Source organism: Thioalkalivibrio sp. ALMg11, assembly GCF_000377905.1.
Classification (GTDB): domain Bacteria; phylum Pseudomonadota; class Gammaproteobacteria; order Ectothiorhodospirales; family Ectothiorhodospiraceae; genus Thioalkalivibrio.
Map to the genome: position 1 here is coordinate 239,186 of NZ_KB898871.1, position 11,652 is coordinate 250,837.

Genomic DNA, 11,652 nt, shown 5'->3' on the forward strand with positions numbered 1-11,652 from the left:
CCGGGCAAGCACGGGTGGTACTCGTCACCGGGGCCGCGCGGCGGGTCGGCGCAACCATCGTGCGCGGGCTGCACGCAGCCGGGCTGCGGGTACTGATCCACTACCGCGGCTCGCGCACGGATGCCGAAGACCTCGCCGCCGAACTGAACGCGAAGCGCGCGGACAGCGCCCGCGCCCTGCAGGCCGACCTCCTCGACCTGGAGGCCATCGAACGCCTGGCCCGCGAGGCCGAGGCGGCTTGGGGCCGCCTGGATTTCCTGGTCAACAACGCCTCGACCTTCTACGCCACCGCCGTGGGCGAAATCACACAACAGGCCTGGGACGACCTGATCGGCTCCAACCTGAAGGCCCCGACCTTCCTCACCCAGGCCTGCAGCCCGGCGTTGCAACGCCAGCAGGGCGCGGTCGTGAATATCGTCGACATCCACGCCCTGCGCCCGCTAAAGGGCTACCCAGTGTATTCGGCGGCCAAGGCCGGGCTGTGGGCGCTCACCCAGGCCTACGCCCGCGAGCTGGGGCCGGACGTGCGGGTCAACGGCGTCGCCCCCGGCGCGATCCTCGCCCCCGAGGACGCGGAAAACACCGGCACCCACGAGGCAATGATCGAGCGCACCGCGCTCAAGCGCGAGGGCAGCCCGGAGGACATCGCACGCACCGTGCGCTTCCTGCTGCTGGACGCGCCCTACATTACCGGCCAGGTGATCCCGGTGGACGGCGGCCGGTCAGCATCGCAGTAGCCGCGACCCCGTCCTGCCGCGCTACACTGGCCCCCAACCGAGCATTTGCGCCAGGAGACTGCAGCATGATCGATTCCAAACGCTTCGACGACCTCGCCCGCCGCATCACCGAAAGCCTGCCGGAGTCGGTACGCCACATGCAGGAGGACGTGCAACGCCAGGTCCGCTCGTCGCTGCAAAGCGGCTTCGAGCGCATGGACCTGGTGACCCGCGAGGACTTCGACATCCAGGTGGCCCTGCTGGAACGCACCCGCGAACGCCTGGCAGAGCTGGAGGCTCGGGTCGCCGCGCTGGAAGCCCGCCCGAGCGACGAAGCCGGGCAGTAACCACCATCTGAAACCACCCGCCGGGCACGGATGCCTGGCGGCAGAACGGAGGGGCACGGATGCCCGTCACCATTGCCTACGCCCGCGCCATCGACGGCATCCACGCCCCGCTGGTCACCATCGAGACCCACCTGGCCAACGGGCTGCCCGCCTTCCAGATCGTCGGCCTGCCCGAGGCTGCGGTGCGCGAGAGCCGTGACCGCGTCCGCGCGGCGATCCAGACCAGCGGCTTCGAGTTCCCACGGCGCCGCATCACCGTCAACCTGGCCCCCGCCGATCTGCCCAAGGACGGCGGCCGGTTCGACCTCGGCATTGCCCTGGGCATCCTGGCCGCCAGCCAGCAGATCCCGGCCGAGGCGCTGGCGCGCCACGAATTCCTCGGCGAGCTGGGGCTGGACGGAACCCTGCGCCCAGTGGGCGGCACCCTGGCCGCCGGGCTTGCGGCGGCCGACGCCGAGCGGGCGCTGGTGGTGAACCCGGAGGATGGGGCGGAGGCGGCCCTCGCCAGCCGTGCCCGGGTCCTCACCGGCTCGCACCTCAATGCCGTCTGCGCCGCGCTGGCGGGGCGCGCCGCACTGGCCCCGGCGCAACCGCCCGCGCCCTCCGCACCCGCCCACCCCGATCTCGCCGACGTGCGCGGCCAACACCAGGCGCGCCGGGCCCTGGAGATCGCGGCCGCCGGCGGGCATCACCTGCTGATGGTCGGCCCACCCGGGAGCGGCAAGTCCATGCTGGCCTCGCGCATCCCCGGCATCCTGCCGCCAATGGACGAGGCCGAGGCCCTGGAGACCGCGGCCATCCACAGCCTGCGCGGCAGCTCGCACCTGCGCCAGGACTGGCGGGCGCGCCCGTTCCGGTCCCCGCACCACACCGCCTCGGGCGTCGCGCTGGTCGGCGGCGGCAGTACACCACGCCCCGGCGAGATCTCGCTCGCGCACCAGGGCGTACTGTTCCTCGACGAACTCACCGAGTTCAGCCGCTCGGTGCTCGACGTACTGCGCGAACCGCTGGAGAGTGGGGTCATCCACATCTCGCGCGCGGCCCGCCAGGCCGAGTTTCCGGCCCGCTTCCAGCTGGTCGGTGCGATGAACCCCTGCCCACAGGGATTCGACTGCGACCTCGCCGAACGCTGCGAATGCACCCCGGAGCAGCGGGCCCGCCACCGCAAGCGCCTGTCCGCACCGCTACTCGACCGGATTGACCTGGCCATCGAGGTCCCGCGCATCCCGCCCAAGGACCTGGCCGGATCAGCCGAGGCATCGGAAGACTCGGCCTCGGTGGCGAAGCGCGTCGCTCGGGCCCGCAAGGTGCAGCGCGAGCGCCAGAATGGACTGAACAGCGCACTCGATGGCACGGCACTGGACGGGTACGCCGCCCTCGGAACGGCTGACCGGGAGCTGCTGGACAAGGCTGCGGAACGCTTTCGGCTCTCCGCGCGGGCCTACCACCGAATCCTGCGGGTGGCGCGCTCCATTGCCGATCTCAACGGCGCCGAGGCGATCGCGACCCAGCACCTGACCGAGGCACTGAGCTACCGCGCCCTGGACCACTGGCGCACACAATAGGATGCGGCAAAAGAAAAACCCCGCCCAGGCGGTACCTGAGCGGGGTTTCGTACTGCCGTTCTTACTGGGACGATCAGTCTTCGAAGGTCGCCACGTACACGGCCAGGTCGGCGATATCCCCATCCGACAGGTTGGCGGCATTCGGCGCCATCAGGGCCGTCTGATCGCCAACGGTCTCGCCCGCACGGTAACGCACCAGCTTGTCGGCGATGTACTCGGCATCACGACCGGCCAGCTTCGGGAACACCGGGGTACCCTGACCCTGCGCACCATGGCAGGCAATACAGGTGTTGTAACCCGACTGACCGCGCTCCGCATCGCCATCTTCGACCGCGATGGCTGCAACCGCCTCGGCCTCTTCTTCGGCCGCCGCTTCCCCGGTATCGGTACTCGCAACCGGCTCTTCGCCCTCGGCGGCGGCGGTGTCGCCGTTGCCGTTATCGTCGCCGTTGCCCTCGTAGTCGTGTTCAACGCCAGCCTGATCCAGCATGTAGGCGACGACGTCGCGCATCTGCTCGTCGCTCAGACTGGGATCGCCACCGCGCGCCGGCATGGCGCCGATGCCGTTGATGGAATTTGCGAAGATGGTGTCCAGACCCTTGTCGTTCAGGCGGTTGCTCCACTCGTCGGTGTCGTCCTTGAGCGGGGCGCCGGAAACACCAGCATCATGGCAGGCCGCGCAGACGTTCGAGTAGAGGTCGCCCGGGCTCAGGTCTGCGGCTTCCTCGGCCGCGTCCACCTCACCGGAGACCACCTGACCGATCGGCGCGATGCGCTGGGCGACGCGCTCGTCACTCACGGTGTCGGGCTGGGACACCTGCATGCCGGCAAGCCAGCCGGCCAGGTGCGACACCAGAAAAAGGACCGTGGCCAGCAGGGCCAGGGACGCAATAAACAGCAACACCTTGTTCCCGGTGTCCATCTTGATCGGTTGATTTCCCACTTCTCTCCCTCCGAGATCCTGGCCTTGAGTGGCCATGTGGTGTGCTATTCAAAAGCCCTCGCGCATCAAGCGCAAATCGGGCGCAGAGTATAGGGCATCATGCAAACCAGGACCACAAACCGAGTGTGGCGGTCAAATATGGCTGGACGCGCCAAAGCTCGCGCCCGTATCATGGCAGGTCTTGCGCCCGTAGCTCAGCTGGATAGAGTACTGCCCTCCGAAGGCAGGGGTCGCAGGTTCGAATCCTGCCGGGCGCGCCATCATGACGACGAAGAAGGGCCCATTTTATGGGCCCTTCTTCGTTATGCGGCTGCAGCCCGGGGCCGGCCGAGCCTCCCCTCTCGAATCGAGGCCCGCAGAACGCGCAAACACCTCAGCCCCGCCAGGACAATCCCAAGCCTCTGTGCATAGCAGACGACAGCCTCGCCCTCGGACTGCGTGATCAGGCAACAGGCCCCACGGCCGCAGCCGGCAGTTCGACCTGCTGACTCTGGTTCATGATCTGCATGAGCACGATCACGCGCTCTTCTCCGGTGCGGGCGAGAAACAGGGCCTCGTGCCCCTGAAACGGTCCATCCGTGATGGTGACCGGCTGCTGGGGGGCAAAGTCGCTGTCACGGGTAAGGTCGAGACAGCCGCTGTCGGGGTCCAGACGCAGGCGGATACCCTCGATGACCGGCTCGGGCACTGGCAGCGGGCTGCAACCAAAGCGCACCAAACCAAGCACGCCGCGCGTGGAGCGAATTGGCGCCCAGTTTTCTTCGACGTCGCAAAGCTGGGCGAAGAGGTAGCGCGGAAACAGGGACTCGGTGACGGCGGTGCGACGCCCCCCGCGGCGAATGGCCCGGCGGATTAACGGCCGGAACGTGCGATACCCCTGGCGGTCGAGATTCGCCTCGGCGCGGGCTTCTTCCCGGGGTTTGCATTGGATGGTGTACCAGTGTTTCAAGGGGACCTCGTCGCAGCAGCGCGCCGGTCATTGCGCACCACGGGCAGCATCAACTCACTCTAATGATAGGCCGGCTGGCAGCAAAGGTGCGTAGATACATCACGAAAGTGGATGTGCAGGGTCGCCGGGGCGATCGGCTATTGCCTTGATCTGGATCAAATTCGACAGCCCGGGGCAGCGCTAGCGTCTGAGGTGTATCGACACCTCAGGAGAACGATCATGCTGACCGAAATCATGTTCCAGTCGCCCATCGGCATTCTGACGATCATCACCCTGCTGGGGATCGTGGCGTTCTTTGGCTACGTGGGCTATTACATCATCCACGGCATGCGCCAGGACAAGCAGAAAGAGTAACCCTCCGTGGCCGGCGCGCCCGCGACGGCCACCCATGAAAACGCCCGCGCAAGGCGGGCGTTCCATGTGCCACCTCAGCCAGCAGGGCTCAGGTGTGCTGGTCCCCGTGGTACAGGCGCACCACGTGCCGGGCCTCGGCGAAGAACAGCCAGCGCTCCATGATGACGCCCACCAGGGCCGCGACCAGGCCGAGCCAGGCCACGACGGCCGGCACGCCGGACAGGATCGCCGCGAATACCAGGATCGGGGTGCCGAACGCGAGCAGGAACACGCCCATCTTCAGGGTGTCGGTGGTGTTCTTGCCTGCATCGTAGCCAAACTCGTCGGTCAGGAAGGTACCGGCGGTATGCCCGGTATCCAGCAAGCGCACGGTCGCGCGGTTGAAGGTGGTGGCGGTGTTGATGGTCGGGCCGGTCACGCGGGAGATCCAGAAGTAGTAGATCCCCTTGAGGACGCCGGCGATCAGCAGCAGCACGATGGCCACGCCCGCATGCATCGCGGTGGCGTTGCCGAACACACTGGCAATGGCGGCGAAGGCGACGGCGCCGGTGGCCACACCCAGAAGGATGTAGTTGGCCGGGGTCAGCGCGGTGTTCCACTGGCGGATGGTCTTCAGGCAGCCGTAGATCATCCCGGTGGAGAACAGCGTGACCACCGCCAGCACGGCGGCGATGGCGCCAGCCACTGCGGCCAACGGACCGACTTCGTGGCCCTGCACCAGCACGCCGAGGCCATAGATCGCGGCGAACGGGTAGAACAGCACGGCAAATACCGCCTCGCGCGAGAGCCAGGAGGTCTTGAAGCGCATGAAGGAACGCCAGGCGTTCTTCTTGTTCGCCAGGTGGCCGGTGGACAGCATGAGCCCGACGGTGATCATGCCCAGGGCCGCAACCCCGTGCGCGATCAGCTCGCCATGGCTCATGACCGGACCGATGCCCGCGAGATGGAAGGCCACCAGCAACAGGAACAGGCCGTAGCCCGCACCAGAGATGACAGTAAACAGAATGACGGAAAACGCCGGATGCATGGTTTTCTCTCCCCGATCGGGCGCGCTTAGCGCGCCACCATCTTGTTGACCCAGTCCTTCACCGAGGTGATCAGCGTGTTGGCACGCACGTCGTCGGTGGGGATGGAACGGGTGATCCGCGGCGGCAGATAGGTGTTGACCGGCTTGTAGCCAAGCTCGGGCATCTGCTTCACGCCGCCACGCTCGCGGATCAGGCGGCTCACCTCGGAGGCGTCGTCATCGAAGTCGCCGAAGAAACGCGCGTGCGCCGGGCAGGTGATGACGCAGGCGGGCTGACGCTCTTCCGGCGGCAGCTGCTCGTCGTAGATGCGGTCCACGCAAAGCGTGCACTTCTTCATCACGCCGTCTTCGCGGTCGAGCTCGCGAGCGCCGTACGGGCAGGCCCAGGCGCAGTAGTTGCAGCCCATGCACTTGTCCTGATCGACCAGCACGATGCCGTCTTCCGGACGCTTGTAGGAGGCGCCGGTCGGGCAGACATTCACGCAGTCGGCATGCTCGCAGTGCATGCAGGACATCGGGATGTTGACGGTCTTGTTGTTGGGGTAGTCCCCGACTTCGTAGTGGCGGATGCGGTTGAACCACACGCCGCTCGGGTCCTCGCCGTAGGGGCGATAGTCGGTCAGCGGACCCGTGGTGCCGCTGGTGTTCCACTGCTTGCAGGCCACCGCGCAGGCATGGCAGCCCACGCAGGTGTCCATGTCGATTACGAGTCCAAGTCGCATGGTTGGTACTCCCTCAAATCGTTCGTGCGGGCAAGCCCCGCGATGGCCTTGAGGCCGTCGCGGAACCGGGCCGGATCAGTTTTTCTCGTCGTCCAGCGAACCGCGCGTGAGCACGTCGCGGATGTCGCGGTTCAGGTGCACGGGCTTGTGCGCGTGGTAGCGCAGCTGGTCCGGCGATTCGGACATGCCCGGCGTGGCCTTCACCTCGTCGAACTGCGGCCAGGCGCTCTGCTCGTCGGGACCGGCCGGGGTGATCTTGACCTTGAGGTCGTACCACGCGGCCTGCCCGGTGACCGGGTCGGAGTTGGTGATGTTGTCGATCGGGTCGCCCTTCTTCGGGAGCAGCTCGCTGATCAGGTGATTCATCAGGAAGCCCTTCTGCGACTCGTTCGCCTCCGGCTTCAGGCCCCAGGCGCCCTTCTGCTTGCCGATGGCGTTCCAGGTCCAGACGGTGCTGGGCTCGCAGCCCTCGATCAGCTTGACCTGCACGCGAATCTTGCCGTTGTGCGACTCCAGCCACACCCAGGACAGATCCTCGATGCCCATGGACTCCGCCTTCTGACGGTTCATGTACAGGTAGTTCTGGGCGCAGATCTGGCGCAGCCAGGCGTTCTGCGAATCCCAGGAGTGGTACATGAACATCGGGCGCTGGTTGACCGCGTAGAACGGGTACTCGTCCTCGTCGATCCGGGTCTGCTCCAGCGGCTTGTGCCAGATGGGCAGCGGATCGAAGTACTGGGTCAGCCGGTCCTTGTGCTCCTGCTTGGTCGGTTGCGGGCCGTCGTACAGGCCCTGGCCGGCCAGCTTGAAGCGCTGCTGGGTCTCGGAGTAGATCTCGATCGTGATCGGATCGGTCTTGCCTACCCAGCCGGCGTGCTTGGCCAGCTCCAGGTAGTCCTTGTTGGCGTAGCGGTAGAACTGCTGGTTCGGCGCCAGGTGGTACAGGAAGAACCCCTGGTTCTCGATGTACGCCTCCCACTGCTTCGGGTTCGGCTCGCCGCGCAGGTGGCTCTGGCCGTCCTTGCCGCGATAGCCGGACAGGAAGCCGATACCCGGCTCCTTCTCGAAGTTGACGATGAAGTCCTTGTAGTCCGAGAACTTGCGGCTGCCATCGTCCTTGGTGAACGCCGGGAACTTCAGGCGCCCGGCCAGCTCGACCATGACCTCCTGCCACGGCCGCACGTTGCGATCGGGCTCGAGGATCGGGTGACGGATGGAATCCGCCGCCGCGGCCGGCTCGGAGATCGGGCGGTCGAGCATGGAGATGGTGTCGTAGCGTTCCAGATAGGTGGTATCCGGCAGCACCAGGTCGGCGAAGCTGACCATCTCGGAATTGAACGCATCCGAGACCACCAGGAACGGGATCTTGTACTCGCCGTTCTCGTCCTTGGACCGCAGCATGTCCATCACTTCGGCGGTGTTCATCGTGGAGTTCCACGACATGTTCGCCATGAAGAAGATCAGGGTGTCGATCGGGTACGGGTCGGCGTTGACCGCGTTGGTCACCACCATGTGCATCATGCCGTGGTTGGACACCGGCGCATCCCAGGAGAAGGCCTTGTCGATGCGCAGCGGGTTGCCGTCGTCATCGATGACCAGATCCTCCGGCGCGGTCGGGAAACCGAGCGGCGGGCTCTTCAGCGGGGTGTTCGGGGCGCATTCCTTGGCCGGCTTGATGCCCGGCGGGATGTGCTTCGGATATGGCGGCTTGGCCAGGTGACCGCCGGGGCAGTCCACCGAGCCGAGCATGATCTGCAGCAGGTGGATCGCGCGGCAGGTCTGGAATCCATTGGAGTGCGCGGAGATGCCGCGCATCGCGTGCATGGACACCGGACGCCCGAACACCTTGTCGTGCTTGCGGCCCCAGGAGTCGGTCCACTCGATGTCGAGCTCGATGGTCTCCTTGAACGCGACGTGGGCCATCTCCAGCGCCAGGCGCTCGGTCTGCTCGGCCGGGATGCCGGTCACCGCGGCGGTATTCTCCGGGGAATACTCGTCCGCCAGGTAACGTTCGGCCAGCAGGGTCATCACGGTCTTGACCGGGCGGCCGTCCGGGGCGGTGTACTCACCGAACAGGGCCGGCTTGATGTCGACCTGGCTGCCGTCGACGAAGGCCTCCTTCTCCAGTTCCCAGACCTGCGGGTTGCCGGCCTCGTCACGCAGGATCAGGCCGTCGCCCTTCTGGCCCGGGGTCTGTACCACCAGCTGGGTGGCGTTGGTGTAGCGCACCAGGAAGTCCCAGTCGAACTGGTCGTTCTTCAGCAGCACGTGCAGCATCGACAGCGCGAACAGGCCGTCGGTGCCGGGCTTGATGCCCACCCACTCGTCGGCGATCGCCTGGTAGCCGGTGCGCACCGGGTTGATCGCGACGAACTTGCCGCCGCTGCGCTTGAGCTTTTCCAGCCCGATCTTGATCGGGTTGGAGGCATGGTCTTCCGCCACACCCCAGAGCATGTGGTACTTGGTGCGATCCCAGTCGGGGTCGCCGAATTCCCAGAAGGCGAAGCCAGTGGTATACAGGCCGCCGGCGGCCATGTTCACCGAGCAGAAGCCACCGTGGGCCGCCCAGTTGTAGGTACCGAACTGGGTTGCCCACAGGCCGGTCAGGGCCTGCATCTGGTCACGGCCGGTGAAGAACGCCAGCTTGCGCGGGTCGGTCTCGCGGATCTTCTGCAGGCGCGCGGACAGGGTGTCCAGCGCCTCGTCCCAGGAGATCGGCTCGAACTCGCCAGCACCGCGCTCGGTGCCCGGCTTGCGGCGCATCGGCTGGTGCAGGCGCGCCGGGGACTGCTGCTTCATGATCCCCGCGTTGCCCTTGGCGCAGAGCACACCCTTGTTGATCGGGTGGTGCCGATTCCCCTGGATGTAGCGGACCTTGTTGTCCTGGACGGTAACCTTGATACCGCAACGACAGGCGCACATGTAGCAGGTGGTGTACTTGATCTCCTGCTCGCCGTGCTTTTCGAATTCGGGCAACGCGCTCATGGGGGCGACCTCGTGATCTCGGTTCAGTTATGCATCGCGCATTGTGGACGGAGCGGACACATTCTGCCAACGAGTCTTTTCTATTTGCGGATAAGCCAGAATTATCGGGTGAAGATTTTTTTTATTGTGACGCGAATCCACAGATGATTTGCACGTTCATGTGGCAAAGACGGCAAAATGATCTACGATGTGTACCACGGAACATATCGCCCCACTCGACGTTACAGGCCCGCCAATGGAACACGCCGACACCCCCACGGAAGGAAACGCCCTGATCGACGCCTTCGGTCGCCGCATCGAATACGTGCGCCTCTCGGTCACCGATCGCTGCGATCTGCGCTGTTTCTACTGCATGCCCAAGGGCTTTCGCGACTTCGAGGAGCCGGAACACTGGCTCAGCTTCGAGGAGATCGAGCGCGTTATGGGCGCCTTCGGTCGCCTCGGCACCCGCCGTGTGCGCCTGACCGGCGGCGAGCCCCTGGTGCGCAAGAACCTCCCGGATCTGGCCGCGCGCCTGAATGCCCTGCCCGGCATCGACGATATCTCGCTGTCCACCAACGCCACGCGCATGGCGCGCCATGCGCAGGAGCTGAAGGATGCTGGCGTCGACCGGATCAACGTCAGCCTCGATTCGCTCAAGCCCGAGGTCTTCAAGGAGATCACCGGCGGCAAGCTGGAGAAGGTGCTGGACGGGCTGATGGCCTCCAAGGCCGCGGGCCTCGCCCCAATCAAGATCAACATGGTCGTGATGGGCGGGATCAACGAGCCGGAGGTCGAGGACATGGTCGACTTCTGCATCGAGCACGGCTTCACCCTGCGCTTCATCGAGACCATGCCGATGGGCGACACGGGCCGCCAGGCGAAAGAGGGCCATTACGTGAACCTGCAGGATGTGCGCGCCCGCCTGGAGCCGCGTTACAACCTGGTGCCCGGCGTGATGCCCGGGGGCGGCCCGGCGCGCTACATGCAGATCCCGGATACCGATGTGCGCATCGGCTTCATTACCCCGATCTCGCAGCACTTCTGCGATACCTGCAACCGCGTGCGCCTGTCGGTGGACGGCACCATCTACACCTGCCTCGGCAACGACCACAGCCTGAACCTGCGCCCCTACCTGCGCGAGGGCTGCACCGATTCGGAACTGGAGGACCTGGTGATCCAGGCCATCAACCTGAAGCCGGAACGCCACGAATTCTCCGAGCGCCCGGAGAAAGTCCTGCGCTTCATGTCCATGACCGGGGGCTGACGCCCGACCAGCCGTCATCGCGAGAGCATGCCGCAGGAACGAGAAAGGCCCGCTGAAAGCGGGCCTTCTGCATGCCGGGAGGGCTGCGAGCCGGCTCAGTCGACGGCGCCTTCCGGCGGCAGCTTTTCCTTCATCGAGTCGGACAGCGGCACGTCGTGCACCACCAGCACCGGCAGGCGCGCATTGCGCACCAGCCACTCGGTGGCAGAACCAGAGAGCATGTTGGAGATCTGGCTGCGCCCACGGGTCCCCATCACGATCATGTCCGCACCCCACTCCTCGGCGTGGCGCGAGATTTCCTCGGGGGCGCTGCCCACGGCGATGGCGACGTCGTCGTCTGCCTCGGCCCACTCCTGCATCTGGGCACGCACCTTCTCCTCCGCAGCATTGCGCATGTCCTTCGCGTTCAGCGGCGACGAGCCCGCACCACTGAACGCACCGGCAGAGCTGGGACCGGCCACGTCCGACGGCTTCATCACATAGAGCAACCGCTTCTTCGCCCCCGGGCAGTGCTGGCGGGCAATCGCCAGGGCCGAGGCCGAAGCGGGCGAGAAGTCGATGGCGATGATGACGCGCTGCAGCATGAAGATCCCCTTTGTGATCGCTTGAAACCGACCCGGCGTACGCGCCCGGGGTCATGAAAACTTCAGAACCGACTACATAGAGTGGTACAATTTCGCGCCTTTCCTGAGCGGTTCTCAGTCTGTACTGGCACCGAACCGCTTGCAACCGCGCCATCCACTGGTGGCAACCGGGCCCGGCTACTTCCCGGGGAAGCGCCGATCCAACCCTTCGCGT

11 protein-coding genes and 1 tRNA gene are annotated in these 11,652 nt (G+C 65.9%); 6 read left to right on the top strand and 6 right to left on the bottom strand.

Features of this window, described 5'->3' with window-relative positions; all coding sequences use genetic code 11:
* Positions 1-14 precede the first annotated feature (14 nt).
* The 3 genes from D578_RS0101185 (at position 15) to D578_RS0101195 (ending at position 2,628) form a co-directional block, all read left to right on the top strand.
* Positions 15-737 carry a pteridine reductase gene (locus tag D578_RS0101185; RefSeq protein ID WP_026289109.1) on the top strand — a complete coding sequence of 241 codons (723 nt, stop codon included), beginning with the start codon at positions 15-17 and terminating at the stop codon, positions 735-737.
* Between the two features lie 65 nt (positions 738-802).
* Complete coding sequence (locus tag D578_RS0101190) at positions 803-1,063, top strand: accessory factor UbiK family protein (protein ID WP_018948191.1); 261 nt, start codon at positions 803-805, stop codon at positions 1,061-1,063.
* 59 nt (positions 1,064-1,122) lie between these two features.
* A complete protein-coding gene (locus tag D578_RS0101195) occupies positions 1,123-2,628 on the top strand; it encodes a YifB family Mg chelatase-like AAA ATPase (protein ID WP_018948192.1) in 1,506 nt (501 codons plus the stop codon).
* A 73-nt stretch (positions 2,629-2,701) separates the two neighbouring features.
* On the opposite strand, the gene D578_RS0101200 is transcribed toward D578_RS0101195, so the two are convergent.
* The gene (locus D578_RS0101200) at positions 2,702-3,571 is read right to left on the bottom strand and encodes a c-type cytochrome (RefSeq protein ID WP_018948193.1); all 870 of its coding nucleotides are present in this window, start codon (positions 3,569-3,571) and stop codon (positions 2,702-2,704) included.
* A 183-nt stretch (positions 3,572-3,754) separates the two neighbouring features.
* On the opposite strand from D578_RS0101200, the gene D578_RS0101205 reads away from it, so the two are divergent.
* A tRNA-Arg gene (locus tag D578_RS0101205) sits at positions 3,755-3,831 on the top strand.
* Between the two features lie 182 nt (positions 3,832-4,013).
* Here the strand turns inward: D578_RS0101205 and rfaH are convergent.
* Positions 4,014-4,520, bottom strand: a complete 507-nt coding sequence (rfaH, locus tag D578_RS0101210; protein WP_018948194.1) for a transcription/translation regulatory transformer protein RfaH — start codon at positions 4,518-4,520, stop codon at positions 4,014-4,016.
* A gap of 219 nt (positions 4,521-4,739) precedes the next feature.
* Here rfaH and D578_RS16240 point away from each other — a divergent pair, with 219 nt between their 5' ends.
* Complete coding sequence (locus D578_RS16240; RefSeq protein WP_018948195.1) at positions 4,740-4,874, top strand: hypothetical protein; 135 nt, start codon at positions 4,740-4,742, stop codon at positions 4,872-4,874.
* Between the two features lie 88 nt (positions 4,875-4,962).
* Here the strand turns inward: D578_RS16240 and D578_RS0101220 are convergent, their stop codons facing one another.
* The 3 genes from D578_RS0101220 to D578_RS0101230 all read right to left on the bottom strand — a co-directional run bounded on the left by D578_RS0101220 (position 4,963) and on the right by D578_RS0101230 (position 9,608).
* Positions 4,963-5,901 carry a DmsC/YnfH family molybdoenzyme membrane anchor subunit gene (locus D578_RS0101220; protein ID WP_018948196.1) on the bottom strand — a complete coding sequence of 313 codons (939 nt, stop codon included), beginning with the start codon at positions 5,899-5,901 and terminating at the stop codon, positions 4,963-4,965.
* 26 nt (positions 5,902-5,927) lie between these two features.
* Positions 5,928-6,623, bottom strand: a complete 696-nt coding sequence (locus D578_RS0101225; RefSeq protein WP_042798304.1) for a 4Fe-4S dicluster domain-containing protein — start codon at positions 6,621-6,623, stop codon at positions 5,928-5,930.
* A 75-nt stretch (positions 6,624-6,698) separates the two neighbouring features.
* A complete protein-coding gene (locus D578_RS0101230; RefSeq protein ID WP_018168893.1) occupies positions 6,699-9,608 on the bottom strand; it encodes a molybdopterin oxidoreductase family protein in 2,910 nt (969 codons plus the stop codon).
* Between the two features lie 235 nt (positions 9,609-9,843).
* Here D578_RS0101230 and moaA point away from each other — a divergent pair, with 235 nt between their 5' ends.
* The gene (gene moaA / locus D578_RS0101235; protein ID WP_018948198.1) at positions 9,844-10,854 is read left to right on the top strand and encodes a GTP 3',8-cyclase MoaA; all 1,011 of its coding nucleotides are present in this window, start codon (positions 9,844-9,846) and stop codon (positions 10,852-10,854) included.
* Positions 10,855-10,949: 95 nt separating this feature from the next.
* On the opposite strand, the gene D578_RS0101240 is transcribed toward moaA, so the two are convergent.
* Positions 10,950-11,438, bottom strand: coding sequence for a universal stress protein (locus D578_RS0101240; protein WP_018145067.1), 489 nt, complete (start codon positions 11,436-11,438; stop codon positions 10,950-10,952).
* Positions 11,439-11,652: the final 214 nt, after the last annotated feature.